The 23,286-nt window shown below is 64.6% G+C and carries 21 protein-coding genes; 8 read left to right on the top strand and 13 right to left on the bottom strand.

All coding sequences use genetic code 11. The features are described 5' to 3' along the window. Window positions 1-60: 60 nt before the first annotated feature. From PMI40_RS04405 to PMI40_RS04385, 5 genes are all read right to left on the bottom strand, one after another. Window positions 61-1,257: an ABC transporter substrate-binding protein gene (locus tag PMI40_RS04405; RefSeq protein ID WP_008112548.1), complete on the bottom strand. Its 1,197-nt coding sequence runs from the start codon at window positions 1,255-1,257 to the stop codon at window positions 61-63. Window positions 1,258-1,373: 116 nt separating this feature from the next. Further along, on the bottom strand, window positions 1,374-3,317 hold the full coding sequence (locus tag PMI40_RS04400) for an AMP-binding protein (protein ID WP_238540890.1): 1,944 nt from the start codon (window positions 3,315-3,317) through the stop codon (window positions 1,374-1,376). Between the two features lie 445 nt (window positions 3,318-3,762). After that, window positions 3,763-4,161: a group II truncated hemoglobin gene (locus PMI40_RS04395; RefSeq protein ID WP_008112544.1), complete on the bottom strand. Its 399-nt coding sequence runs from the start codon at window positions 4,159-4,161 to the stop codon at window positions 3,763-3,765. 55 nt (window positions 4,162-4,216) lie between these two features. Next, a complete protein-coding gene (locus PMI40_RS04390; RefSeq protein ID WP_008112541.1) occupies window positions 4,217-6,712 on the bottom strand; it encodes an ABC transporter permease in 2,496 nt (831 codons plus the stop codon). Between the two features lie 74 nt (window positions 6,713-6,786). After that, window positions 6,787-7,140 carry a hypothetical protein gene (locus PMI40_RS04385; protein WP_008112539.1) on the bottom strand — a complete coding sequence of 118 codons (354 nt, stop codon included), beginning with the start codon at window positions 7,138-7,140 and terminating at the stop codon, window positions 6,787-6,789. Between the two features lie 247 nt (window positions 7,141-7,387). Between PMI40_RS04385 and PMI40_RS04380 the strand changes: the two genes are divergently transcribed. After that, window positions 7,388-7,687, top strand: a complete 300-nt coding sequence (locus tag PMI40_RS04380) for a PsiF family protein (protein ID WP_008112537.1) — start codon at window positions 7,388-7,390, stop codon at window positions 7,685-7,687. 69 nt (window positions 7,688-7,756) lie between these two features. On the opposite strand, the gene PMI40_RS04375 is transcribed toward PMI40_RS04380, so the two are convergent. Then, window positions 7,757-8,410, bottom strand: a complete 654-nt coding sequence (locus PMI40_RS04375) for a LysE family transporter (protein WP_008112535.1) — start codon at window positions 8,408-8,410, stop codon at window positions 7,757-7,759. 130 nt (window positions 8,411-8,540) lie between these two features. Here PMI40_RS04375 and PMI40_RS23175 point away from each other — a divergent pair, with 130 nt between their 5' ends. Next, window positions 8,541-8,675 carry a DUF3096 domain-containing protein gene (locus tag PMI40_RS23175; RefSeq protein WP_008112533.1) on the top strand — a complete coding sequence of 45 codons (135 nt, stop codon included), beginning with the start codon at window positions 8,541-8,543 and terminating at the stop codon, window positions 8,673-8,675. Between the two features lie 184 nt (window positions 8,676-8,859). Beyond that, window positions 8,860-9,126 carry a hypothetical protein gene (locus PMI40_RS04370; protein ID WP_008112531.1) on the top strand — a complete coding sequence of 89 codons (267 nt, stop codon included), beginning with the start codon at window positions 8,860-8,862 and terminating at the stop codon, window positions 9,124-9,126. 92 nt (window positions 9,127-9,218) lie between these two features. On the opposite strand, the gene tilS is transcribed toward PMI40_RS04370, so the two are convergent. From tilS to cysS, 4 genes are all read right to left on the bottom strand, one after another. After that, window positions 9,219-10,595 (bottom strand): tRNA lysidine(34) synthetase TilS, encoded by a 1,377-nt coding sequence (tilS, locus tag PMI40_RS04365; RefSeq protein ID WP_238540889.1) that lies wholly within the window; start codon window positions 10,593-10,595, stop codon window positions 9,219-9,221. Window positions 10,596-10,758: 163 nt separating this feature from the next. Further along, window positions 10,759-11,739: an acetyl-CoA carboxylase carboxyltransferase subunit alpha gene (locus PMI40_RS04360; RefSeq protein WP_008112526.1), complete on the bottom strand. Its 981-nt coding sequence runs from the start codon at window positions 11,737-11,739 to the stop codon at window positions 10,759-10,761. A 145-nt stretch (window positions 11,740-11,884) separates the two neighbouring features. Continuing rightward, window positions 11,885-12,526: a DNA-3-methyladenine glycosylase gene (locus tag PMI40_RS04355; protein ID WP_369770692.1), complete on the bottom strand. Its 642-nt coding sequence runs from the start codon at window positions 12,524-12,526 to the stop codon at window positions 11,885-11,887. A 19-nt stretch (window positions 12,527-12,545) separates the two neighbouring features. Next, a complete protein-coding gene (cysS, locus tag PMI40_RS04350) occupies window positions 12,546-13,931 on the bottom strand; it encodes a cysteine--tRNA ligase (RefSeq protein WP_040501661.1) in 1,386 nt (461 codons plus the stop codon). A 224-nt stretch (window positions 13,932-14,155) separates the two neighbouring features. On the opposite strand from cysS, the gene PMI40_RS04345 reads away from it, so the two are divergent. The 5 genes from PMI40_RS04345 to PMI40_RS04325 all read left to right on the top strand — a co-directional run bounded on the left by PMI40_RS04345 (window position 14,156) and on the right by PMI40_RS04325 (window position 18,840). Next, on the top strand, window positions 14,156-15,661 hold the full coding sequence (locus tag PMI40_RS04345) for a tetratricopeptide repeat protein (RefSeq protein ID WP_008112520.1): 1,506 nt from the start codon (window positions 14,156-14,158) through the stop codon (window positions 15,659-15,661). Then, window positions 15,661-16,911 (top strand): L,D-transpeptidase family protein, encoded by a 1,251-nt coding sequence (locus tag PMI40_RS04340; RefSeq protein WP_008112518.1) that lies wholly within the window; start codon window positions 15,661-15,663, stop codon window positions 16,909-16,911. Before PMI40_RS04345 ends, PMI40_RS04340 begins: the two co-directional genes overlap by 1 nt. Further along, the gene (locus PMI40_RS04335) at window positions 16,908-17,477 is read left to right on the top strand and encodes a peptidylprolyl isomerase (RefSeq protein WP_008112517.1); all 570 of its coding nucleotides are present in this window, start codon (window positions 16,908-16,910) and stop codon (window positions 17,475-17,477) included. The genes PMI40_RS04340 and PMI40_RS04335 overlap by 4 nt, the downstream gene beginning before the upstream one ends. A gap of 72 nt (window positions 17,478-17,549) precedes the next feature. Then, window positions 17,550-18,038 carry a peptidylprolyl isomerase gene (locus PMI40_RS04330; protein ID WP_008112514.1) on the top strand — a complete coding sequence of 163 codons (489 nt, stop codon included), beginning with the start codon at window positions 17,550-17,552 and terminating at the stop codon, window positions 18,036-18,038. A 19-nt stretch (window positions 18,039-18,057) separates the two neighbouring features. Further along, a complete protein-coding gene (locus PMI40_RS04325; protein ID WP_008112512.1) occupies window positions 18,058-18,840 on the top strand; it encodes a UDP-2,3-diacylglucosamine diphosphatase in 783 nt (260 codons plus the stop codon). Between the two features lie 80 nt (window positions 18,841-18,920). Here PMI40_RS04325 and cysE read toward each other — a convergent pair whose 3' ends face one another. From cysE to rnr, 3 genes are all read right to left on the bottom strand, one after another. Then, a complete protein-coding gene (cysE, locus tag PMI40_RS04320; protein ID WP_008112510.1) occupies window positions 18,921-19,673 on the bottom strand; it encodes a serine O-acetyltransferase in 753 nt (250 codons plus the stop codon). A gap of 76 nt (window positions 19,674-19,749) precedes the next feature. Then, window positions 19,750-20,484, bottom strand: coding sequence for a 23S rRNA (guanosine(2251)-2'-O)-methyltransferase RlmB (gene rlmB / locus PMI40_RS04315; RefSeq protein ID WP_008112509.1), 735 nt, complete (start codon window positions 20,482-20,484; stop codon window positions 19,750-19,752). Between the two features lie 48 nt (window positions 20,485-20,532). Continuing rightward, complete coding sequence (rnr, locus tag PMI40_RS04310) at window positions 20,533-23,019, bottom strand: ribonuclease R (protein WP_040501660.1); 2,487 nt, start codon at window positions 23,017-23,019, stop codon at window positions 20,533-20,535. Between the last annotated feature and the right edge of the window lie 267 nt (window positions 23,020-23,286).

Below are 23,286 nucleotides of genomic sequence, written 5' to 3'. Positions count from 1 at the left end.
GGCCCGCCGTGGCCGGTGGCGCCACGGTGAGGCCGTTGCCGCGGTGGGATAGCCGCGCCGTCAGGCCATCTTGCAGCCGGCCGCCTCGGGCGCGAGGAAGTAGCGGCCGGAGTGGATGATGTCGGCGTAGTCGTCCTTGTCGCGCATCTTCGACTTGCCCTTGCCCTTGACCAGGTAGAAGTCGCGCAGCACCTGGTGGTCGGCCTTGCGCACTTCCTCGGTGCCGGTCAGGCTGTCGAACTTCATGCCTTCCAGCGCCGCGATCACGGCCTTGGGGTCGGTGCTCCTGGCCTTGTTGATACCCTCGATCAGCATGCGCGTGTTGATGTAGGGGCCGGCCAAGCTGTAGTTGGGCGAGATCTTGAATTTCTCGCGCACCTGGCTGACGAATTTCTTGTTGTAGGCGGTATCGATGGTATGCCAGTAGACGGCGCCGAAATACACGTCCTCGCAGATGTCGGCACCCAGCGCCTCGAACTGCTCCAGGCCGGAGGCGGCGGCGACGATGATGGTCATCTTCTGCTTCAGGCCGAAGCTGACCGCCTGGCGCAGGGTGTCCGAGGCCTGGGCGCCGTAGTTGAGCAGGAACAGCACGTCGGCCTTGGACGCCATGGCATTGGTCAGGTGGCCGCTGAACTCGCGCTCGGTCAGCGAGTGATAGCTGTTGCCGACGTGTTCGATGCCCTTCGCCTTGAACAACTCCTTGGCATTGCGCAGCAGGCCTTCGCCGAACACGTATTGCGGCGTGACGGTGTACCAGCGCTTGGCCTTGGGCAGCAGCTCGATCAACGGACCGGCCGAGCCCTGGATCAGGCTGTAGGTCGGCAGCGCCCAGCGGAAGGTGCTGCGATTGCAATCGCTGCCGGTCAGCTCGTCGGCGCCGCCGTTGGTGATCAGCAGGCCCCCCGCCTTGTCCAGCTCCTTGCTCATGGCCAGCGATTCGGCCGACAGCAGCGCACCGGTGAAGAAGCGGATGTTGTGCTGCTCCATGGCTTCCTGCACGCGGCGCACGGCGGTGGCCGGCTTGGCTTCGGTGTCGAGCATGCGATAGCTCAGCTTCTTGCCCAGCACCGTGCCCTGCTGCTCGACCGCCAGCTTCATGCCGAGGTCCGAATACTTGCCGATTGCCGAGAACGTGCCCGACATCGCCGTCGGGCAGGCCAGCACCAGTTCATCGCTCTGGGCAATGGAAAACAGCGGATGCGCGGCCAGGCCTACGGCTGCCGACATCTTCATAAAATCGCGTCGATTGGTCATGCTTGTCTCCTTGATTGTTGTAATCGATCGCGTCACGCGATGCGATATTTTTCCGGTCTTGCCGGTTTTTCCGGTTCGATGGCAAGGCGCCGTGGCCTGCCACCTGCCGTCGTTCCCTACTCCCCTACCCACTCCACCTTCACCTTGCTCGGCAGGCTGGCCAGCGCCGCCGTCAGCCGCACCTCGCCGCGGATGCGATCTTCCTGCGTGGCGGCCCTGAGCTTGAGCTCGGCTGCGGTGCCGTCGCTGCTGGCCGAGATGTCGACCAGCTCGACGGCCGTCCCCAGCTCGGCGATTTCCATACGCAGCTTGTAGACCAGCGCCATGTCGCGCAAGGCCGGCTTGTAGATCTTGCCCACGCCGGTGACCGGAATGGCATCCAGCACGAACAGGTGGCGCGGCTTGGCCGGCGGCTCCGGGATGCGGTCGCCGATGAATTTCTGCAACTCCGCGGTATCCACGCTGTGGCCCGGTGCCAGCGCCACGAAGATCACCGGCAGCTCGCCGGCATAGCCGTCCGGCATGCCGACTGCGGCGCTCACTGCCACCGCCGGGTGGGCGTTGGCGACTTCTTCGATCGCCTGCGGATCGATATTGTGGCCGCTGCGGATGATGAGGTCTTTCTCGCGCCCGGTCAGGAACAGGTAGCCGTCTTCGTCCAGCCGTCCCAGGTCACCGGTGATCAAGCCGCCGTCGGGGGTGAAGGCATGCCGGTCGTGCTCGGCGTTGAGGTAGCCGCGCACGATTTGCGGGCCGCGCGCCACCACCGAACCCACCGTGCCGGGCGGGCACAGACTCCATTGTCCGTCGGTGCCGCGCTGCATGATGTCGATGGCGGAAAACGGCGCCCGCAAGCCGACGCTACCGCGCACATGGCGGCCGTTCAACGGCGTGGCGGCGATCGCGGCCACGCTCTCGGTCATCCCGTATTGCTCCAGCAAGGCAATGCCGGTGCGTTGCTCGAAGCGTTGTCCCACTGCGCTGGGCAAGGCGGCGCCGCCGGTGAAGGCGAAGCGCACCGAGGAAACGTCGCAGCCGTCCAGCGGCACTTCGCTCAGGGCGCCGATGGAGGTCGGCACGCCGCCGATGAAGGTGGCGCGATAGCGCTCGGCCAGCCGCCAGAAATTCTTCACGATCATCGGATCGCGCAAGCCGGCCGGCGACAGCATCACCACATGCCCGCCGGCGGCCAGCACCGACATGCCGATGGTCGAGGTGCCGCCGACATGGAACAAGGGGAAGCCATTCAACGCCACGTCCTGCTCTGTCAGGTCGAACAGCTGCGCCAGCGACCAGGCAGCGTGGATCTGGTTCAGGTGCGTCTGCGGCACCAGCTTGGGTACGCCGGTGGTGCCGCCGGTGTGGAACAGCGCCGCAATGGCGTTGCGATCGGCCTGCCAGGCAAAGTCCAGCGCGTCGCCGGGCTGGCTGTCCATCAGCCGGTCCAGGTCGTGGATGCGGGGATCATCGATATCGGCCTGCCCGCCCAGCACCAGGATGGCTTGCAGCCCCGGCACCCGCGGGATGACTTCGCGCACCTTGGCCCACAGCTCGGCGTCCAGAGCCGGACCCGAGCAGACCAGGATGCGCGCCTGTTCCGCCTCCAGCAGCGCGGCGATGACGTCCGCCGCCAGCAGGTAATTGATGCAGCTGGCGGTGCCCGCGGTTTGCGCGCCCCAGATCAGCGCCGGCACCCTGGCATGGGTGCGCGCCAGGATCGCGACCACGCCCTCGCCGGCGATGCCGAACCGCGCAAAGCTGTTGGCGGCACGGGTAATCTCGGCCAGCAGCTGGGCATGCGTGTAGACCACCGCCTCGTCGTCCAGGCACGCCGAGCGCAGCATGGTCAGCGCCTTGCGTTGGCCGTGCAGGCCCGCGGTTGCCTGGAAGACCTGGTACATGCTGCGCGCCGGCACCAGCTCGTCATAAGCCGACCGTTCCAGCCGCTCGATATCGGCCAGTCCGCGGATGCGCTGTTGCGAGCGGGTAGTCCTGGGCCCTGGGCTGTGCGGAGCCGGCCGCCCGTGCCCGGCCGCAGGGATGTCGCGAAACTGTTCCAAATGCCATTCCTTCTTGTCGTGGGCCGGCGCGTCGCGCCCAACCGTGCCATTTGCGCCTGTGACGGCGCGCTCTCCGATGCTCGATGGCGCGCAGCAATGCACGCCTTGATTGGTTCGTCGAGTGTAGGAATTGGCGCGGAGACAAACAATGTGAGCAAGCCACATTCGGGACGCAAAGACTTGTGAGGAACGTACAGGGACGCGATGTTCACCGCATCGCGACGCGGCGGAAGGAAGGATTTCGCGCTGGGATCCGCGATGCGATGGCGATCTGGATGCCGCCGTGCGGCGTCTGCTACGGGCATGAGCTGATGACGCAGGCCCCGGGGCGTGCGCGTGGCTATCACTTGGCCGGCGGCGGGATTAGTTTCAGTACATCCGTCAGACGCTGGCGGGAGCTCAGGATGACTTCGGGACAGGGTGGGGAGCTAGCGCTGCTGACTCGCTATCTCGTGTTGACCATCCAGTCGGCGGTCTGGTAGAGCGCCTGCAGCAGGCGCTTCATCAGCTCGTCGGACAAACCCGCATCCTGCATGGCCCAGGTCATGCAGCGCAGCCACTGGTCACGCTCGGAAACACCGATGGCAAACGGCAGGTGGCGCGCCCGCAGGCGCGGATGGCCATGCTGCTCGATGTACAGGTTGGGGCCGCCGGTCCAGCCCGACAGGAACATGTAGGTCTTTTCGCGCGAGCCGTCCAGCGACGCCGGGTGCAGTGCGCGGATGCCGGCAAATTCCGGCTCCAGGTCCATCAGGTCGTAGAAGCGATCGACCATCTCGCGCAACTTGTCGGCGCCGCCGATCAATTCGAACGTGGTCGGGGCATTGGGGTCTTCGATTTGCATAGGTCGCCATGATAGCGCAGCCGGGCCAGTGCGGTTTGATCTGGATCGCGCCGCCTCAGGCTTCGCGTAGCGTCTGCAACGGCGGGCGTCCCAGCACCTGGCGCAGTCCGGCCCAGCCGCCGATGGCCGAGCAGGCCGCGCCGAGGGCCATGCCGGCCACCCACACCAGGGGACTGAGCGTCCAGTCGAAGTTGAACACGAAATGCGCCAGCGCCCAGCCGATGACGGCCGCGCCGGTGGCCGCCAGCAAGCCCGCCACCGACCCCACCAGCAAGACCTCGATGCGCTGCGCCCGGGACAGCTCGCGCCGGGTCGCGCCCAGGGCGCGCAGCAGGCCGGCCTCGCGCACCCGCTCGTCCTGGGAGCCGGCCAGCGCCGCATACAACACCAGCACTCCGGAAGCGAGCGTAAAGAGGAACAGGAACTCGACCGCCGATATCACCTGCCCCACTACCTCCTGGATCTGGCGCAACACGCTGCCGATATCGACCACGGTCAAGTTGGGGAAGTCACGGGTGAGCACGTTGCCCAGGTTCTGCTGGGCGGGCGTGAGGTGAAACGCGGTAATCCAGCTTTGCGGCGTATCGCGCATCGCCTGCGGGTTGATGATCACGAAGAAGTTGACCCGCAGCGACCCCCATTCGAGCTTGCGCAGGCTGGTCACCGGTGCCTCCACCAATTGCCCGGCGATATCGAACTGCAGGCGGTCGCCCAGCTTGATGCCCAGCGTCTGCGCCAGCCCGCGCTCGACCGAGGCCTCCGGGCCGCTGTCGTCGAACCAGCGGCCGCTGACGATGCCGTTGCCAGGCAGGATCTGCTGCATGGTGGACAGGTTGAATTCGCGATCGACCAGCCGCTTGGCCCGGTCTTCCTGGTAGTCGGCGGCGCTGATCTGGCGCCCGTTGACCTGTACCAGCCGGCCGCGGATCATCGGGTAGAGCTCGGGCGCGGCCACCCCGCCCTGCTGCAGCGCCTGGCTTACCGCCTGGCGCTGGTCGGGTTGGATGTTGATCACGAAACGATTGGGGGCATCGGCCGGGGTCGACTGGCGCCATGCGCCAACCAGGTCGCCACGGATGACGGTCAGCAACAGCAGCGCCATCAGGCCCAGGCCCAGCGCCACCACCTGCATCACTGCCGCCGCCGGGCGACGCTGCAGGCCATCGATGGCAAAGCGCCAGCTCTGGCTGTCGATCAAGCCACGCATACCGCGCAAGGCCCGCAGGCATGACCAGGCCACCAGCGCAAACAGTCCGAACCCGCCCAGGAAACCGGCCACCGTCAGCAGCCCCAGCTTCAGGTCGCCCGCCTGCCACAGCAACAGGCCCGAGAACACCAGCGTGCCCAATCCATAAGTGAGCACCGAGGCCGCCTTGGGAGCGCCCTGCTCGCGTCGGATCACGCGATTGTGCGGCACATTGCGCAATTGCAGGATGGGCGGTAACGCAAAGCCCACCAACAGCAGCAAGCCCGTGGCCACGCCCTGCAGCGCCGGTTGCCAGCTGGCCGCTGGCAAGGCGGTCGGCATGAAGCTGCCCAGCCACTGCAGCAGGGCGAAATGGGCCGCGTAGCCCAGGCCCATGCCGATCAGGCTGGCGGCCAACCCCACCACCACGAATTCGATCAGGTACAGCGCCGTCACTTCATTCTGGGTCATGCCGAAACAGCGCAACATGGCGCAGGCATCGAGGTGACGCATCATGAAACGGCGCGCCGCCATCGCCACGGCCAGCGCCGCCAGCATGGCCGACAGCAGGCCTACCAGCGACAGGAACTGCTCGGCGCGATCGAGCGTGGCGCGCATTTCGGGGCGGCCGCTTTCCAGCGACTCGATGCGGACCGCGCGCAGGTGCTGCTGCTCGATCTGCCGTTGCAGTTCCTGCTGGAACGCCTGCACCGGTGCCGGCGCGCCTGCCAGCAACAGGCGATAGGTCACGCGCGAACCCGGTTGCACCAGGTTGGTGGCGGCCAGGTCGCCATTGGACAGCATCACGCGCGGCGCAAAATTGACGAAGGCGCTGCCACGATCGGGTTCGACCGCGATCACCTCGGCGATCCGGAAGTCCTTGTCGCCCAGCTTGAGGGTGTCGCCCAGCTTCACGTCGAGGGCGGACAGCACCTGTGGATCGACCCATACCGTGCCGGTGCTTGGAATGCCGTTGGCGCTGCGATCGCCGCCGGCGCCTTCCAGCTTGACCTGGCCACGCAAGGGATAGCCGTCGGTCACGGCCTTGATCGAGGTCAGCACCGAGCGCGCGGCGTCCCCCTCTCCGGCCTGCGCCATGCTGGGAAAGACCACCGTCTGCGCCTGCGCCAGCCCACGCGCCTGCGCCTGCGAGATCCATTGCGGCGGCAGCGACTGGTCGGCCGCGACCAGCAGGTCGGCGCCCAGGAGCTGGTGGGCGTCGCGGGTCATGCCGGCGCGCATGCGATCGACGAAGAAGCTGACCGACGACAAGGCCGCCACCGCCACGATCAGGGCCAGCAGCAAGAAGCGAAGCTCGCCGGTGCGCCAGTCGCGTTGGGTCATGCGCAGTGCGTGTTGGAACATGCGTGGGCCAGTCTTTGCAAAGGTAAGTTAGGCAATGCCGCCCCGGGCCGGCCAGCGCCGAGCCGGGCGCGGTTCTAGCGCAGCCAGGTGGCCACCAGGCCCAGGGCCAGCAATACGCAGAATGCCAGCAATGCCCGGGTACGACGGCGCTGCGCGTCCAGCGTGGCCACCAGCTGGGCATTCTGCTCGGCCAGCGTATTGATCAGCTGGCTGGCTTCCAGTTGCTCGGTTTCGAGGCGTGCAATACGCGTGCCCAGTTGCGCCAGGTCGTCACTGGCGTTGACCGGCGACGGCTGGGCAGCCACCGCTTCCTTGGCCCCGCGCGTACGCGACCACAAGTCACGCGCGCCGCGTACGATACCGGGCGTGGCCTGGACCACATCGACCCACGGTATCAATTTGATGGCGGACATCCAGCTCAATCCCATAGCCCTGCTCCTTTAAAACTCGGTGCACCCGGCACCAGCGCCGGATGCATTGCTGTAAGACAGAGAAAACGCGATTCTATCCCGGCCGGCGCATCGATCCGGGGTCAATCGGATGTGCGGCCGGGTTTTCCATTTGGCAATAGCTAATTAGACGAGACCGGCGCCACATTTTCATGCTGTAATGCTGCCCGATAGCCGCCCTGTTGGCACCTGCTATCCCTTCGCATCCACCGACCCGGAGTCCATAATGAAAAAACTGATGATCGCCATGTCTTGCCTCGCGCTGGCAGCACCCCTGTTGATGAGCGCCCCGGTCTCGGCGCAGACCGCGCAGCAGAGCAAGATGACCACCTGTAACAAGGATGCGGGCGACAAGAAAGGCGACGAACGCAAGGCATTCATGAAGGATTGCCTGTCCAACAAGCCCGCTGCCGCCCCGACCAACGCCCAGCAGAACAAGATGACCACCTGCAACAAGCAAGCCGGCGACAAGAAAGGCGATGAGCGTCGCGCGTTCATGTCGAGCTGCCTGAAGAAAGACAAGTAAGCCGCGCGCCATGGTTCAACCGCCCCGGTCGCCAGCCGGGGCTTTTTTACGCCGAGGGCCAGGCCCGGCTCAATGCGCGCCCCGCTTGAAGAAGAACAACCCTGCACCGACCAGCATCAGGACGCCGCCGAAGAAACGGTTCTGCGCCTTGATCGCCTTCTGGTTGCGAAAGAAACGCTGCAGGCGGCTGGCGGCATACGCATAGCCGTGCATCACCACCAGGTCCACCGCCACCATGGTCACCGCCAGCACCAGCAACTGCAGCCACAGCGGGCGGTCGTGATCGATGAACTGCGGCAGCACCGCGACCATGAACACGATGCCCTTCGGATTGGTGGCGTTGGTCAGGAAACCGGTGATGCAACGCTGCCACCAATGCTGGCCGCGTGCGCTGCGCGCGCTGGCGTTGGCGCTATCGAGTACTTCGCCGTCCTGCGGCACCGGCGCGCGCCACTGCGAAAAGCCGAGGTAGATCAGGTAGGCCGCGCCCAATACCTTGATGGTATTGAAGGCGGTTTCGGACGCCACCAGCAGCGAGCCCACGCCGGCACCGGCGATCAGCAACACCACCACCAGCGCGATCTCCAGTCCGAGGATGGTGGCGCTGGTGCGGCGCACGCCATAGTTGAGGCCATGACTCATCGACAACACCGCGCCCGAGCCCGGCGAAATGGCGATGACGCAGGCGGCGATGAAAAATGCTAACCAGGTTTGATAGGCCATGCTTGATCTCTATTGCGGCAAGGAAAGCTGGACATTATAAAGGCTCGCCAATCACCCGGTGGCGCTGCCTGCGGTAGAACTTAGCGCCGGTCCCGGCGTCTCAGTGGCACTAACAACTAGGAGAAACGACATGAACATCCATCTCGCCTTCGGCCCCCTGGCCGCCCTGATCGCAGGCGTACTCATCCTGGCCATGCCACGCCTGCTGAACTATATCGTGGCGCTGTACCTGATCGTCATCGGCCTGGTGGGACTGTTCGGTTAAGACTGCCGACGCGAAACCCAGTAGTCAGGATGGCAACGATTGCTTACAACTTCGCGATGAATTGAAACAATTGGATGTCGTCGCCAACGACGCCATTTCGTTATAGGAAGCAAGGCGCAACGAAACGGATGCAACCAGCCTCCAGCGCCGAGCCTGAACCGATTTACCTAACAAGGACATTGCCATGAAAACCAAAGCCATCATCGTCGCTTCCCTTCTGTCGGCACTGACCCTGCCAGTATTCGCCCAGACCGGTACCGCCACCGCTGGCGCCGGCGCACCTGCCTCGGCCCAAGGCACGCAGCCAGGCCCGGGCGCCGCCACCAAGGCCGAAGTCGCCACCAAGACCAAGGCCAAGCAAGCCAAGAACGCGACCAAGCGTACCGCCAAGAAGGCCAAGGCCAAGGTGCAGGGCACCGACAAGCCGGCTGACACCACCGCGGCCAAGTAACACGGCAGCGTCCTCGCGGAGCCCGGCTCCGCCCATGTCAGGGATGACCTGGAGATGCCGCATCATCGGTCTTGCCGGTGATGCGGCATTTTTCATGCCGCTTTGCTTGGCGCCCCGGCCTGCCAGCGCAGCCGCACCCGCGGCCCGGTCGTGACCAGGTGGGTGCAATCCATGCCGACGCCGGCGGCAAACAGCAAGCTGCGCCCGGCACTGACCAGCGGCAGGAACGGCCGCTCCCAGGCCGGCACATCGGCGGCCTGGTATTGCTGCTTCAAGCTGCGCGCCGGACGATTGAACGCCAGTCGGATCCGCTCGCCGCCGCTACGCCCGCGGACCTCCAGGGACTGCGCCCGCAGCCAGTCGGCATCGAAACCGGGCGTGGCCGGGTCGTCGGCATCGATCATGTCGAAACGCAGCACGCCATAACAATGCGGCACCGGCAAGCTGGCTTCCCCCTTCCAGGGCAACGCCACCACCACGGGTTGCTCGTCGTCCGGATCGGGCAGTACGCGGCGCGGTGCCAGGTAGACCCGCTCACGATAGCGATGCACTTCGCCATCGGGATGCGATACGCACACCTGCGACTCTTCGCGGGCCGTCAGCAGTTGCGCGCGCATCTGCTCCATCCATGCCAGCGATGGCATGCGCATGCCACGCAAGCCGAACCAGTGACGCATCAAATTGAAAAACCGCTGTTCACTCAGCAACCGCAAGGGCGGCATCAGCAAGTGGTCGTCACGACGACACTGGACCAGGTCCAGCTCGGCGATTTCATGCAGTAATTGCTGCGCGTTCTGGGCATGCACGGCGGCGCGCGCCAGGCGCTGCTGGTAGCCGGCAAAATCCTGTTCGAGTACCGGCATCACCCGTTGCCGCAACGCATTACGGGTGTAGCGCACATCGGCGTTGGATGCGTCCTCGACATGCGCCAGCTGGCGCGCTTTGGCATAGGCCTCGATCTGCTTGCGCCCGACGCCCAGCAGCGGACGCACGATCACGGTCTGGGCGTCGCCCAGCAACGCCGGCGCCGTCTGTCCGGATGGCATGGCCGACATTCCCGCCAGGCCGCTGCCGCGCAGCAGTTGCAGCAGCACGGTCTCGGCCTGGTCATCCTGGTGATGTGCGGTCAGCAACACCTGCGCACCATGCTGGCGACACAATCGCCCCAATGCGGCATAGCGCGCCACGCGCGCCACTTCTTCGATGCCCCTGCCGCTGCCCTGGTCCAGCTGCACCTGCGCCGAGTCGAAGACCACGCCCAACGCGTCGCAACGCGCACGGCAATGCGCCAGCCAGCCATCGGCGTCGGTACTGAGCCCGTGATGCACGTGCAAGGCAATGAGCCTTGATCCATCACGGGCGGCCAGCACTGCGGCGGCGTCGAGCAGCACCGACGAATCGAGCCCACCGCTGTAGGCCAGCGCCAGGGTGGTGGCAGGAGAACCCAGGCTGGCCTGGAGGGCTTGCATTACCGGAGCAAGGGGGGCGGTGATATCGGCCATGGGAAATAACGCTAACGGTCAATGGACTTGGACGGCAGGCAGCGCCGCCCAGAAACGACAAACGCCAGCGAATGCAATCGCTGGCGTTTGCCCGCACGGCAGTGGCCGCGACCGATGCCGCGGCACGCCGTCATTCGGCCGAATTCAATTCCTTGAATTTGCCGTAGGCCATCAGCTTCTCGTGACGCGCCGCCAGCAGTTCCTTGGTCTTGACGCCCTGGAACTGGCGCAAGGTATCGGACAAGGCACGCTTGAGCAGGCTGGCCATCTGCTTGGGGTCGCGGTGCGCGCCACCCAGCGGCTCGTTGACGATCTTGTCGATCAGGCCGATGGCCTTGAGGCGGTGCGCCGTCAGGCCCAGCGCCTCGGCCGCATCGGCGGCACGGTCGGCGGTCTTCCACAGGATCGATGCGCAACCTTCCGGCGAGATCACCGAATAGGTCGCGTATTGCAGCATCAGCACCGAGTCGCCTACCGCGATGGCCAGCGCACCGCCGGAACCGCCTTCGCCGATGATGGTGGCAATCAGCGGCACCTTCAGTTCGGCCATCACGTACAGGTTATGCCCGATCGCCTCGGACTGGCCACGCTCTTCGGCGTCGATCCCGGGGAAAGCGCCCGGGGTGTCGACGAAGGTAAAGATAGGCAAATTGAATTTCTCGGCTACCTTCATCAGGCGCATTGCCTTGCGATAGCCTTCCGGCTTGGGCATGCCGAAATTGCGCAGTGCGCGTTCCTTGGTGTCGCGCCCCTTCTGGTGACCGATCACCATGCAGGCCTGGCCGTTGAAACGGGCCAGACCGCCGACGATGGACTGGTCGTCCGAGAACGTGCGGTCGCCGTGCAGTTCATGGAAATCGGTAAAGATCTCGCGCACGTAGTCCATGGTATAGGGGCGCTGCGGATGGCGGGCAATCTGCGACACCTGCCATGGCGTGAGCTTGGCGTAGATGTCCTTGGTCAGCTGCTGGCTTTTCTTGACCAGGCGTTCGATCTCTTCCGAAATGTCGACGGCCGAGTCGTCCTGTACAAAACGCAACTCTTCGATCTTGGCATCAAGCTCGGCGATGGCCTGCTCGAAGCCCAGAAAAGTGGTTGTCGATTTACTCATTGTGTTCCTTTTTCAACAAGTCCGATATCGGGCCGCGGCACATGCCGTGCGCAGCGCCCGCTCGCTATCGGGTTGCCTGCGATCTAGCGAGCAGCGGAGTATACACCAGCAGCCTTGGCTGGCGTAGCCGCGCTCGTCCCCTCTGTCAGGTATTGGATGGCCTCGGGTCGAGGCTGCGCCAGAGATACCAGGTGGCAACGGTGCGCCACGGTTCCCAGTTCGCGGCGACTTCACGCGCATCGCTGCGCGAGACGGGCTCGCCCGAAAAATAACTGTCGCTGATGCCCTTGAGCAATCCCGGGTCGTCCAGCGGCAGCACATTCGGGCGCAGCAGATTAAATATCAAAAACATCTCGGCTGTCCAGCGGCCGATGCCGCGGATCTGGATCATCTCGGCGATGACATCCTCGTCGGCCATCTCGGCCCATTTGTCCGGATGCACGGTCTTGGCCTTGAAATGGTTGGCCAGGTCGAGGATGTATTCGGCCTTGCGCTTGGACAGGCCGCAGTCGCCCAGGCCTTCCAGCCCGACCCGGATCACCTGCCCCGGCTGGCAACGTGGACATGCCTCCAGGAAACGCTGCCATACGGCATTGGCGGCCTTGGTCGAGATCTGCTGCCCGATCACCGAGCGCGCCAGCGTGGTGAAGGCATCGCCCCGCACCGTCAGTTGCAGGTCGCCGAACTGGGGAATCAGCTTGCGCATGATGCGATCGCGCTTCATCAATTCGGCCTTGGCCTCTTCCCAGTAGCCCGGCACGATCAGCGACGGATCGGGTGCGCTCATCTTGTCGATGGTATTCAAGTCAAGCTCTCCGCCATTCGGTCAGCCCGCCCGGTTTGTCTTCCAGCACCACACCGGCGGCCGTCAGTTCGGCGCGGATCCGGTCGGCCGCGGCGAAGTCGCGTCCGGCCTTGGCGGCGCTACGGGCAGCGATCAATGCCTCGATGGCCGCCTGGTCGATGCCGCCCGCGGCCACGCCGCCCTTGAGGAACGCCTCCGGGTCGCGTTGCAGCAGTCCGAGTCGCGCCCCCAGCTGGCGCAACTGCCGCGATGCATCCGCACTGCGGGTGCGGTTGACTTCGTTGGCCAATTCGAACAGCACCGACAGCGCCAGCGGCGTATTGAAGTCGTCGTTCATGGCCTCGGCGAAGCGTCGGGCAGGTGCTTCGTCGGTGCTGCCGGATGCGGCCGGGGGGACTTCCTTGAGCGCCGTGTACAGACGCGTGAGGGCCTGGCGGGCGTCGTCCAGGTGCGCATCGGAATAATTGAGCGGGCTGCGATAGTGGGCGCGCAGGATGAAGAAGCGCACCACTTCCGGATCGTACTTCTGCAGCACATCGCGGATGGTGAAGAAGTTGCCCAGCGACTTCGACATCTTCTCGTTGTCGACCCGCACGAAACCGTTGTGCATCCAGTAATTGACGAAGGCATGACCATGTGCGCCTTCGGACTGGGCAATCTCGTTTTCGTGATGCGGGAACTGCAGGTCCTGGCCACCGCCGTGGATGTCGAAATGTTCACCCAGCAGGTCGCCCGCCATGGCCGAGCACTCGATGTGCCAGCCCGGGCGCCCACAGCCCCATGCCGAGTCCCACTTGGCTTCGTCGGGTTCGCCCTGCTTGGCCGCCTTCCACAGCACGAAGTCGAGCGGATCGCGCTTGCCGGTGTTGACGTCGACCCGCTCGCCGGCCCGCAGGTCGTCGAGCGATTTGCCCGACAGCCGGCCGTAGCCGGGGAATTCGCGCACCGCGTAGTTGACGTCGCCGTCCTCGGCCAGGTAGGCCAGGCCATTGGCCTGCAGCTTGCCGATCAATTCCAGCATCTGCGGCACGTATTGGGTGGCGCGTGGCTCATGGTCCGGACGCTGCACGCCGAGGGCATCGGCGTCTTCGTTCATGGCCACGATGAAGCGCTCGGTCAACTGCCTGATCGACTCGCCATTGTCGAGCGCACGCTTGATGATCTTGTCGTCGATGTCGGTGATGTTGCGCACGTAGGTGACGTCGTAACCGACGCTGCGCAGCCAGCGCTGCACCATGTCGAACACCACCATCACGCGGGCGTGGCCGAGATGACAGAAGTCATAGACGGTCATGCCGCACACGTACAAGCGCACTTTGCCTGGTTCGATAGGGGAAAAGATCTGCTTATCACGCGCCAGCGTGTTGTAGATTTTGAGCTCGCTCATGGGATGGAAATTCTTGGTTCGGCCGCGCCGGAGGGCAGTGCTGCGATCTTGCCGAGCGCGATGACTCGGAGGCTTGGAGAGTGCTTGGAAGAAGGCCATGAGGCCTCCTGATCATTGTTCTAGCAACGCCTGCAACATGAACGCATCACGATAGCCAAACCCCTTTTTGCGGTGCCCGTTTGATATAAAATGCCAGCTTTCGTCGAGTATAGCATTGATAAACCATGCCCCCAGAATCAAAAGAACAGCCTTCCACTCATGGTTTGCGCGGTTTGATCAATAAGGCCGCCCCGAGGACGGCCCTGCTGTCGGGGCTGGCGGCGGCACTCTTCACGGTCGCGGCACCGGCCAGCGAAATGTCGGACATCAACAAGTTGCTGCGGGCCGGCCAATACGCCGACGCCCTCACCCGCACCGACGCCAACCTGGCCAAACACCCCCGTGACGCGCAACTGCGTTTCACGAAAGGCCTGATCTTAGCAGAACAAAACCGTTCTGCCGAGGCCATCGCCATCTTCGTCAAGCTCACCGAAGACTTTCCCGACCTGCCCGAGCCGTACAACAACCTGGCGGTGCTGTACGCCGCCGATGGCCAGTACGACCGTGCCCGCGCGGCCCTGGACATGGCCATGCGCACCAACCCGACCTATGCCACGGCGCTGGAAAACCTGGGCGACGTCTATGCCCGCCTGGCCAGCCAGGCCTATGACAAGGCGTTGCAGATCGACCCTGCCAACAAGGTGCAGCAACCCAAGCTGACCCTGCTGCGTTCACTCAACGGCAACACCACCGGCGGCACCGTGCCGCGCCTGGCCAGCGCCGCTGGCGCCACCAGCCAGTCGAACCGCGACGCCCAGGCGCAGGCCAAGGCGCGCGCCGACGCCGCGGCGGCCGAACAGCAGGAGCGCAGCCGCGCGCTGGCCGCCGAGAAGGCCACCCAGGAAGCCGCCGCCGACCGCGCCGCCGCCGAGAAGAACGCCATCTCCAAGGCCGCCGCCGAGCGCGCCAATGCCGATCGCGCCGCGGCAGAGCGTGCCGCCACCGAGCGCGCCAGCGCCGAACATGCCGCCGCCGAGAAGGCCGCCGCCGAACGCGCCGCTGCCGACAAGCAGCGTGCCGACAGGCAGGCCGCCGAAAAGGCCGCCGCCGAGCAGAAACAGAAAGAGCTGAAAGAACAGAAAGACCAGAAGGAACTGAAGGACAAGGAAAAAGCCGAGCGCCTGGCCAAGGATCGCGCCGACCGCCTCGAACAGGAAAAGACCGAGCGCGCCGAACGCGAAAAGGCACAGCAGGCCGAGAAACTGGCGGCCGCCGAAAAGGCAGCCCAAGCCCGTGCCGCGGCCGACAAGGCCAAGTCCGACAAGGCCCGCGCCGACGCCGGCACCGAGCAGGACAAGGCGGCGGTACTGGCCGCGCTCAACAGCTGGGCCAAGGCATGGAGCGACAAGGACGTGCGCGCCTACCTGGCGCACTATGCCAGCGACTTCGACACGCCCAAGGGCGCCAGTCGCAAGGACTGGGCCGAAGAACGTCGCGCCCGTATCGAGGACAAGGGCCACATCACGGTCAAGGTGAGCAATGCGCAGATCGCCATCAAGGGCAATACTGCGGTGGTGCGTTACCGCCAGATATATAATTCCAACCGGCTGACGGTGGACAGCCGCAAGACACTGGTATTCGTCAAGCAAGGCAACCGGTGGCTCATCAAACAGGAACGGTCGGGAGGATAATGATTGTCGATGCTTTGCCAGGGCGTCCGGCGCGCGCGCTGGGACGCCTGTTGATGCTGTGCCTGGCGGGCCTGCCCACCACCGGCAGCGTGGCCTCCTCCTCCTCGATCCCGCCGCCGCAGAACGCAGTCAGCGTAGCCGCCGGCAAGACCGATCCCGAGGCGCTGCTCATCGACATCTACAAGGACCTCGGCGCCAACCGCCTGCGCGACGCCCAGGCCAAGGCCGATGCCCTGGTGGCGGCCTATCCCACTTTCCGCCTGGGCCACCTGGTCCAGGGCGACCTGCTGATGATGCATGCGCGGCCGGTGCGCAATTTCGGCGCGATGCCCGATGCCCCGCCGGAAAAACTCAAGGAACTGCGCGAAGAAGCGATCGTCCGCCTGCGTTCCTTGCAGGAAAAGCCTGACCCCGTGCTCATTCCCAAGGCGGTGCTGCAGGTCGGCGACGACCAGAAGAACGTGTTCGTGGTCGACACCTCGCGCTCGCGCATGTACGTCTACGAAAACCAGGCCGGCGAACTCAAGTACCAGACCGACTATTACATTTCGCAGGGCCGCTTCGGCGCCAACAAGTCCAAGGAAGGCGACCAGCGCACACCGATCGGCGTGTACTACGTCAACAACCGCATCCCGGGCCCCAAGCTGCCCGACTTCTACGGCACCGGCGCGCTGCCGCTGTCCTACCCCAACGAATGGGACAAGCGCAACGGCCGCAGCGGCTACGGCATCTGGCTGCATGGCACGCCTTCGGACAACTTCAGCCGTCCGCCGCTGTCCTCGGACGGTTGCGTGGTGCTGGCCAACCCCGACCTGCAGAATGTCTATGCCACTGCCGAGGTCGGCAAGACGGTGGTGGTGATCAGCCAGCACGTGCAGTTCGTCGACAAGGACGAATGGCAACGCCAGCGCAGCGAAGCCGCCAGCATGCTCGACCAGTGGCAGCAGGCACTCGAAGGCGCGGATAACGACCGGATACTGTCGTATTATTCGCGCCAGTTTCGCTCGCCGCTGGGCGAAAGCCTGCAGACCTGGTTTGCGCGCCAGCAAAAAAGCCTGAACGGGGCGCGCCTGACCAGTGTCAAATTGCGCGATGTCAGCCTGTTCCGCTATCCCGGGCCGGACGACATGATCGTCGGCACTTTCACCCAGGAAAGCGCCGTAGGAAAAAGCAAGAACGCGATTCGCAAGCGCCAGTACTGGGTGCGCGAAGGATCGCAATGGAAAATCATTTACGAAGGTAACGCATGATCATCTCCCGCCGTAGCCTGTTGGCCGCCGTCGCCGCCCTGTCGTTGTCGTCCTCGCTGATGTCGTCGGCCTTCGCCGCCGATGCCCCTCGCGTATTGATCAAGACCAGTGTCGGCGACATCGTGGTCGAGCTCAACCCCGAAAAAGCGCCGATCTCGTCCCAGAACTTCCTCAATTACGTCAAGAAGGGCCAGTACAACGGTACCCTGTTCCACCGGGTCATCAACGGCTTCATGATCCAGGGCGGCGGCTACGACAAGAACATGCGCGAGAAGGACACTGTCGCGCCGATCCAGAACGAAGCCAAAAACGGATTGAAGAACGAGGTTTATACTATCGCCATGGCGCGCACCTCGGCTCCCCATTCTGCCACTGCCCAGTTCTTCATCAACGTGGCCAACAACAGCGCACTCGATTACCCAAGCCGCGACGGCTGGGGTTATGCCGTATTTGGCAAGGTGGTGCAGGGCGCCGAGGTGGTCGACCGCATCAAGCAGGTGCAGACCGGCCCCGGCGACGTACCGGTGACACCGGTCGTGATCGAATCGGCGACACAGGTCAAGTAAGCGCCTGGAGCACATCAGGCCGGCCCTCCGGGGCCGCCTGTTTTTTATTTATCATCAAGCAAAGGATTCAACATGGCAGTTCTGCTCACCACCAACCACGGCAACATCCGCATCGAACTGGATGCCGAAAAAGCGCCCAAGACCGTTGAGAACTTCCTCGCTTATGTCAATGCCGGCCACTACGACGGCACCATCTTCCATCGCGTCATCGACGGCTTCATGATCCAGGGCGGCGGTTTCGAGCCAGGCATGAAGCAAAAGGAAACCCGCGACACCATCGAGAACGAAGCCAAGAACGGCCTCAAGAACGAGCCCTACACCCTGGCCATGGCCCGCACCGCCGCGCCACACTCGGCCTCGGCCCAGTTCTTCGTCAACGTCAAGAACAACAGCTTCCTCGACTATCCCGGCCAGGACGGCTGGGGTTATTGCGTCTTCGGCAAGGTCACCGAAGGCACCGACGTGATCGACAAGATCAAGGCGGTCAAGACCACTCGTTCGGGCATGTTCGCCGACGTTCCGGTGGAAGACGTGATCATCGAAAAGGCCGAAGTGGTCTAAGCCACTCGAAGCACCGCCGATGACGACCTCCGTGTCTTCGCAGACAGCGCAGCCGACGGTTGCGCTTTTTGTTTCCGACCTGCATCTGCAGGCTTCGCTACCCGCGACCACGGCAGCGTTCCTGGCCTTCCTGCAGACGCATGCGGTGCACTCCAGGCAGCTCTATCTGCTGGGCGACATCTTCGAATACTGGGCCGGCGACGACGACCTCGTCACGCCCTACAACCGGCAGGTGGCCGATGCCCTCAAGGCGGTGCAGGCGCAGGGCGTGGAGCTGTTCTGGATGGCCGGCAATCGCGACTTCCTGGTGGGCGAGGCCTTCGCCGCCGCCGCCGGGCTGAGCTTGCTGCCCGACCCGCACGTCATTACCGAAGCCGGCCGCACGATCACGCTGGCGCATGGCGATGCGCAATGCACCGACGACGTGGCCTACATGGCCTTTCGTGCGCAAGTGCGCCAGCCGGCCTACCAGCAACAGTTCCTGTCCATGCCGCTGGCACAACGCAAGGCCATCATCGAAGGCATGCGCAAGACCAGCCAGCAGTCGAACCAGGACAAGTCCATGGAGATCATGGACGTCAATGCCGACGCCATCGATGCCCTCTTCGCGCAGACCGGCGCCACCACCCTGATCCACGGCCATACCCATCGCCCCGCCCTGCACCGGCTAGACGGCGGGCGCCTGCGCTATGTCCTGCCGGACTGGGAATACGACGTGGCCGCGCCGCGCGGTGGATGGATCAGCCTGACGGGCGATGGCCAGTTGCATCGCTTCGACGCCGCCGGCATGGAAATCGGCTGATCCCCCGGGCGGCGAGATGCCGTGGCCCGGCCCGGGCCGGGACCGCCGAAGTCAACCGCGCAAGCCGTCCGCCCGCCCCTTCAGTCCACCAGCCGATTCAACTGCTCCGCATCGAACTGGCGCATTTCTTCCTGATGCTGGCAGCCGATACCGGCGCCCTTCATCGCGACCAGCATGGCCTCGATCTGGCGCTCCTGCGCTGCAACCTGGTTGATCAGGCCATGCAGCGCCTTCGATAGCGGGTCATCGCCATTGGGCACGACACCATAGGCGGCGAACAGCCGTGCCGCGGCCGGTTCGCGCGCGTCCTGCGCCTGGCTGCGCTGGATCACGCGCGCCGGATTGCCCACCGCGGTGGCGCCGGCCGGCACCGCGCGCGTCACCACCGCATTGGAGCCGACCTTGGCGCCATCGCCCACCTCGAATCCGCCCAGCACCTTGGCGCCGGCGCCGATGATCACGCCACGTCCCAGCGTGGGGTGCCGCTTGGCCCCCTTGGCCAGCGACGTACCGCCCAGCGTCACGCCCTGGTAGATGGTGCAGTCGTCTCCGATGACCGCAGTCTCGCCGATCACCACCCCGAAGCCGTGATCGATGAAGACCCGACGGCCGATGGTCGCGCCCGGATGGATCTCGATGCCGGTCAGGCCGCGCGCGACGTGCGAGATGAAGCGCGCCAGCCATTTGAGCTCGGCACGCCAGCACGCATTGGCCCAGCGGTGCATCACCACCGCATGCAGGCCGGGATAACAGCTCACCACCTCCCAGGCATTGCGGGCAGCGGGATCGCGTTCGCGGATGCTGGCGATGTCTTCTCGAAGGCGACTGAACATGAGGTATTTCCTGGCAGGCTAACAAAAAAAATCGCCGGACATCGAGCCCGGCGATCGTACTGCAGACAAGATCGTTTCAGGGCAGGCGCTGGCGTCGCGCTTCGTACAGACATACGCCCGACGCCACCGAAACGTTGAGGCTGGCGACCGAACCGAACATGGGAATGTTGATCAGCACGTCGCAGGTCTCACGGGTGAGCCGGCGCATGCCCTCGCCTTCGGATCCCATCACCAGCGCCGTGGGACCGCTGAAATCGCCCTGGTACAGGCTCTGCTCGGCGTCGTCGGTGGTACCGATGAGCCACACGCCACGGTCCTTCAGGTCACGCATGGTGCGCGCCAGGTTGGTCACGGTGATGTAGGGTACCGAATCGGAGGCGCCACTGGAGACCTTCATCGCGGTGGCGTTGAGACCCACCGCACGGTCCTTGGGCGCGATCACCGCATGGGCGCCGGCGCCATCGGCCACGCGCAGGCAGGCGCCCAGGTTATGCGGGTCGGTGATGCCATCGAGGATGAGCAACAGTGGCGGGCCTTCGATACCGTCGAGCAGTTCGTCCAGGTTCAGCGCCAGCGACACTGCCGAGGCCTTGGCCACCACCCCCTGGTGGCGACGGGTGCCGACCATCGCGGCCAGGCGGTCGTCGTCGGCCTGCACGATGCGCACGTTGGCTTCCTTGGCGGCATGCAGCAGATCGAGCATGCGGCGGTCGCGCCGGTCGGCGTCCACATAGATTTCATCGACCGACGAGGCTTCGTGGCGGATACGGGACGTGACGGCGTGGAAGCCGAAAATCATTTTACTTTTCATGGAACCTGGTTTCTTCTTTACTTGGTCGACCTGCTATGGATATCGTGCTCAACGCTTCTTGCGCGCACCGCGCGCGGCGCCCTTGGTGGCGGCACGCTTGCGATCGGCCTCGCCGGCACGCGGAGCCGCCTTGGCTTTTCCGGCGGCACCGGCCTTGGGCGCTGCCGCACGCTGGTCGTCGCCGGCACCGCGACCGGCGTTGCCACCCTTGCCGCCCTTGCCTGCCTTGCCGCTGTTGCCACGGGCCGCACTCTCGGCGCGCTTGGCTTCGTTCTTGATCTGGGTACGAATGCCCGGCTCTGTCACCAGCGCCAGGTCGATCTTGCGCGCGTCGAGGTCGACGCGGCTCACCTGCACCGTCACGCGGTCGGTCAACTGGTAACGCATGCCAGTGCGCTCGCCGCGCAGCTCGTGGCGGGCTTCGTCGTACTGGAAGTAATCGGCGCCGAGCTCGGTGACGTGCACCAGGCCTTCGATATAGAGGGCATCGAGCTGCACGAAGATGCCAAAGGTGGTCACCCCCGAGATGGTGCCGGTGAACTCCTCACCCAGCTTGTCACGGATGAAATAGCACTTGAGCCAGGCCTCGACGTCGCGCGAGGCCTCGTCGGCGCGTCGCTCGTTGGCCGAACAGTGCAAGCCCAGCGCTTCCCAGATACCTTGCGCGGCTTCGGTGCGCGGCTTCTTGCCGGCGGCCTTGTCGGCGGCGTGCTGCTGTTGCTGCATCTTGCGCGCCGCCGGCGAAATGGAGGTATTGAGCACGCTGCTGTCGATGCCCTTGGGCTCGTAGCGCTTGCCCAGCAACACCGCCTTGATGGCGCGATGGGTCAGCAGGTCGGGATAGCGCCGGATCGGGCTGGTGAAGTGCGCATACGACTCGTAGGACAGGCCGAAGTGACCGATGTTGTCGGGGCTGTAGACCGCCTGCTGCATCGAGCGCAACAGCATGGTCTGCAGCAGCACCGCATCCGGACGCGCCTTGATCTTGGGCATCAGCTCGGCGTAGTCGGATGCGCTGGGCTTGTCGCCGCCGCCCAGGCTCAGGCCGGTCTGCTTGAGGAAATTGCGCAGCGTGGTGAGCTTTTCCTTGGTCGGGCCAGCGTGGATGCGGTACAGGCCGGGATGTTCGTGACGCTGCAACAGGTCGGCCGCGCACACGTTGGCGGCCAGCATGCATTCCTCGATCAGGCGGTGGGCATCGTTGCGGGTGCGCGGCAGGATCTTCTCGATCTTGCCGGCGGCGTTGCAGACGATGTAGGTCTCGGTGGTCTCGAAATCGATCGCGCCGCGTGCCTGGCGCGCCGCCAGCAAGGCCTGGAATACTTCGTAGAGGTGTGTCAGGTGCGGCACCAGGCCGATACGGCGCGCCGCCTCGGGACCCTTGGTGTTGGACAGCACCGCCGCCACCTCGGTATAGGTCAGTCGCGCCGCCGAATGGATCACGGCCGGATAGAACTGGTAGGCCTTGATCTCGCCCTTGGCGGTGATCACGGCGTCGCACACCAGGGTCAGGCGGTCGACATCCGGGTTGAGCGAGCACAGGCCATTGGACAGCTTCTCGGGCAGCATCGGAATCACCCGCCGCGGGAAGTACACCGAGGTGCTGCGTTCGAGCGCATCGACGTCGAGCGCATCGTTGGGCTTGACGTAGTGACTGACGTCGGCAATCGCGACGATCAGGCGGTAGCCGTTGCTGCGGCCGATCTTGACCGGTTCGCAGTAGACCGCGTCGTCGAAGTCGCGGGCGTCTTCGCCATCGATGGTGACCAGCGGCACATCGCGCAGGTCCACCCGGTCCTTCAAGTCGACGGCGCGCACTTCGCCGGGAATTTTGGCGGACTGCTTCTTGGCCGCCTCGGAAAATTCGTGGGGCACGCCGTACTTGCGCACGGCGATCTCGATTTCCATGCCGGGGTCGTCGATATCGCCCAGGATCTCGGTGATCTTGCCCACCGGCTGGGTGTAGCGCGACGGGTGTTCGGTCAACTCGACGCTGACCACCTGACCGGCCTTGGCCTTGCCCGGCGGCCCGGCCAGCAGCACGTCATGGCCGATGCGCTTGTCTTCGGGCGCCACCACCCAGACGCCGTTTTCGTTGAGCAAGCGACCGATGACATGGCTGTTGGCGCGTTCCACCACTTCGACGATGGTGCCTTCGGGGCGGCCACGGCGATCGGTGCCGGTGATGCGGGCCTGCACGCGATCGCCGTGCATGACCTTCTGCATCTCTTTCTCGGACAGGAACAAATCGGCGCTGCCGTCATCGGGCAACAGGAAGCCGAAGCCGTCGCGATGTGCCGAGACCCGGCCTTCGACGAAATTGGGCGAGTTGCTCAATATGTAATGACCGCCGCGATCGAGCTTGATCTGGCCGTCGCGTTCCATGGCATTGAGGCGGCGCGTGAGGCCGTCCATCTCATCGGGCTTCACGCCAAGTGCTGCGGCCAGGGTGCTGGCGCCTTGCGCCGTGCTGGAAGTACGCAGGATGCCGAGGATTTCCTCGCGGCTCGGAATGGAATAGGGAAATTGGCTCAAAAGTGTCGTTTGCTCAATTGTTGTTGGTGAGACCGGCCGGGACGGGCGCCAGGCGGGTCGGTTGAACATTGCTTAGTGTAACGGAGTTAGCGACAATTACCTAACCGCCCTGCTGCGCTCCGGGCCGGCATCGGCGATCCGGCGTCAAAAATATTTAGTGTTTTGACGCCAAATACCCTTGACACCATTTTCTGCCGCTATATAATTTCGTTCTTTCGCGGCACTGCTGCGATAGAAAGTGTATTGCCCACGTGGCGGAATTGGTAG

The organism is Herbaspirillum sp. YR522 (assembly GCF_000282575.1).
Classification (GTDB): domain Bacteria; phylum Pseudomonadota; class Gammaproteobacteria; order Burkholderiales; family Burkholderiaceae_D; genus Herbaspirillum.
The sequence above is the reverse complement of the archived record's forward strand: the minus strand, read 5'-3'. Positions and strand labels throughout refer to the sequence as shown.

Coding starts and splice junctions, on each gene's coding strand:
- PMI40_RS04360 (WP_008112526.1), bottom strand. CDS start 11,739: ATGAGTAAATCGACAACCACTTTTCTGGGCTTCGAGCAGGCCATCGCC.
- PMI40_RS04375 (WP_008112535.1), bottom strand. CDS start 8,410: ATGGCCTATCAAACCTGGTTAGCATTTTTCATCGCCGCCTGCGTCATC.
- rlmB (WP_008112509.1), bottom strand. CDS start 20,484: ATGAAAAGTAAAATGATTTTCGGCTTCCACGCCGTCACGTCCCGTATC.
- PMI40_RS23175 (WP_008112533.1), top strand. CDS start 8,541: ATGAACATCCATCTCGCCTTCGGCCCCCTGGCCGCCCTGATCGCAGGC.
- cysE (WP_008112510.1), bottom strand. CDS start 19,673: ATGTTCAGTCGCCTTCGAGAAGACATCGCCAGCATCCGCGAACGCGAT.
- PMI40_RS04380 (WP_008112537.1), top strand. CDS start 7,388: ATGAAAAAACTGATGATCGCCATGTCTTGCCTCGCGCTGGCAGCACCC.
- PMI40_RS04385 (WP_008112539.1), bottom strand. CDS start 7,140: ATGGGATTGAGCTGGATGTCCGCCATCAAATTGATACCGTGGGTCGAT.
- PMI40_RS04340 (WP_008112518.1), top strand. CDS start 15,661: ATGATTGTCGATGCTTTGCCAGGGCGTCCGGCGCGCGCGCTGGGACGC.
- PMI40_RS04345 (WP_008112520.1), top strand. CDS start 14,156: ATGCCCCCAGAATCAAAAGAACAGCCTTCCACTCATGGTTTGCGCGGT.
- cysS (WP_040501661.1), bottom strand. CDS start 13,931: ATGAGCGAGCTCAAAATCTACAACACGCTGGCGCGTGATAAGCAGATC.
- PMI40_RS04355 (WP_369770692.1), bottom strand. CDS start 12,526: ATGAGCGCACCCGATCCGTCGCTGATCGTGCCGGGCTACTGGGAAGAG.
- PMI40_RS04330 (WP_008112514.1), top strand. CDS start 17,550: ATGGCAGTTCTGCTCACCACCAACCACGGCAACATCCGCATCGAACTG.
- PMI40_RS04370 (WP_008112531.1), top strand. CDS start 8,860: ATGAAAACCAAAGCCATCATCGTCGCTTCCCTTCTGTCGGCACTGACC.
- PMI40_RS04405 (WP_008112548.1), bottom strand. CDS start 1,257: ATGACCAATCGACGCGATTTTATGAAGATGTCGGCAGCCGTAGGCCTG.
- PMI40_RS04335 (WP_008112517.1), top strand. CDS start 16,908: ATGATCATCTCCCGCCGTAGCCTGTTGGCCGCCGTCGCCGCCCTGTCG.
- tilS (WP_238540889.1), bottom strand. CDS start 10,595: ATGCAAGCCCTCCAGGCCAGCCTGGGTTCTCCTGCCACCACCCTGGCG.
- PMI40_RS04325 (WP_008112512.1), top strand. CDS start 18,058: ATGACGACCTCCGTGTCTTCGCAGACAGCGCAGCCGACGGTTGCGCTT.
- PMI40_RS04395 (WP_008112544.1), bottom strand. CDS start 4,161: ATGCAAATCGAAGACCCCAATGCCCCGACCACGTTCGAATTGATCGGC.
- PMI40_RS04390 (WP_008112541.1), bottom strand. CDS start 6,712: ATGTTCCAACACGCACTGCGCATGACCCAACGCGACTGGCGCACCGGC.